Consider the following 1,861-nt stretch of genomic DNA (forward strand, 5'->3'; position numbering starts at 1 on the left):
CCGCGGATGTACATGTCCGATGCGCGGCCGATGAGCACCAGGTTGCCCTCCGGTGTGAGCCGGCCCAGGTCGCCGGTCGTCAGCCAGCCTTCCGCATCGAGCACGTCCGCCGTCGCCTGCGTCGCGTGCCAGTACCCCCGCATGACGGTTGAACCGCGCACCTGGATGCAGTCGTCGACGATCCGGATCTCCACTCCGGCCTGCGGCCGGCCGACAGTCTGAGACTGCACCTCGGGAGGATCATCGGGATCGGTGCCGGTGATGCTCGGCGCCTCGGTCATCGCGTAGCGCACGATGAGTGGGCATCCAATCTGCTCGCGCACTCGTTCGATCAGCTCCGGCGAGGCCGGTGCCGTTGCGCAGATCCCCACCCGCAGGTGCGGCAGCGCCTCGGGCCGCAGCTGTGGGAGCTCGGTGAGCTTGGCCCACTGCGTCGGTACCGCGCCGAGCATTGTGATCCGCTCCTCGACGACGAGGCGCGCGGTGTCCTCCGCGCGCCAGGGGGTCGGGCTGACCACGATGGTGGTCGCGGTCTGGAGTTGCTCCCACAGCTTGGCCAGATAGCCGGCGTGCGCGAACGGCGTGGCCACGAGCCGTCGGTCGTGCCGGGCGGCCATGACCCCGGCGGACCCGACGGCTGCCTCGAGGTTGTCGTGGTCGAACCAGGCCCCTTTGGGGCTCCCTGTCGTGCCGCTCGTCCAGATGATGACCGCGGGATCGGTCGCCTTGCCTCGTGGCCGTCGATCACCGAGGCCGTCGCGCGAGCAGATCGCCTCGAGCTCGGTGCGTTCGATCAGTGCAGCGTCGGTCGGCGGTACGACGGCCTCGGTCTTGTCGTGGATGACGAGCGCCGGCTCGCAGGCCGCGAAGATCGCGGCGGTCTCGCGCGGCCCGAGCCGGAGGTTGAGCGCGGTCGCCACCGCGCCGCACCGGGCGATCGCGGCATAGCAGATTGCGAAGTCGATCGACGGAGGCAGCATGATCGCCACGACCTGGCCCGGGCGTACGCCGCGGTCCACGAGCTCGGCCGCCATCGAGTCGGCAAGTGCGAGCCACTGCGCGAACGTGATCCGGCGGTCGCCCTCGACGTAGGCCTCGTGGTCGCCGTCCCGACGAACTGCGTCGTCGAAGGCGTCAGCGACTGTGGGCAAGGTGGTCGAGGCCGAGCATCCGGATCGCATTGCCGCGCATGATCTTGTACACCGCGTCCTCGGGCATCCCAGCGAACAGCTTCTCCGCAACCGCCTTGCTGTTCGGCCACGTCGAGTCGCTGTGCGGGTAGTCCGTCTCGAACAGGACGTTGTCGACGCCGACCTGGGCGAGGGAGTCCATGCCGTGCTGGTCTTTGAAGAAGCAGCCGTAGACCTGGCGGTAGTAGTAGGACGAGGGCGGTTCGGGGATTCGTTTGGTGTCCGCCCAACCCTGGTTGTCGTGCCACACGTCGTCGATCCGCTCGAGGATGTACGGCAGCCAGCCGACCTGGCTTTCGGCGTAGCAGAGCTTGAGGTCGGGATACCGCACGAGGACGCCGGAGAACAGGAAGTCGGCGAGCGAGAACATCGCGTTGCCGAACGCGAGGGTCGCCGTCACGGCGGGGGGTGCGTCGGGCGTGGTCGCCGGCATGCGGGACGAGGAGCCGATGTGCATCGCGACGACTGTGGAGGTCTCGGCGCACGCCTGGAAGAACGGATCCCAGTGGCCGGAGTGGATCGTCGGCAGACCGAGGTGGAACGGCAGCTCGCTGAAGGCAACGGCTCGTACGCCCCGAGCGGCGTTGCGGCGAACCTCCGCCGCCGCGAGCTGCGGATCCCACAACGGGATCAGGCACAGCGGAATCAGGCGTCCGCCCGAGTCGCCACAC

Annotated in this window: 2 protein-coding genes; both read right to left on the bottom strand. The window is 68.9% G+C overall.

The window, feature by feature from the left end; genetic code table 11:
* Positions 1–1,151: class I adenylate-forming enzyme family protein (locus VHB92_RS07160; protein WP_325452848.1), on the bottom strand; the 1,151-nt coding region annotated here is incomplete at its 3' end.
* On the bottom strand, positions 1,135–1,861 hold a 727-nt coding region (locus VHB92_RS07165; RefSeq protein WP_325452850.1), incomplete at its 5' end, for an amidohydrolase family protein. The genes VHB92_RS07165 and VHB92_RS07160, both read right to left, overlap by 17 nt.

This window comes from Humibacter sp. (assembly GCF_035547335.1).
Lineage (GTDB): Bacteria > Actinomycetota > Actinomycetes > Actinomycetales > Microbacteriaceae > Humibacter.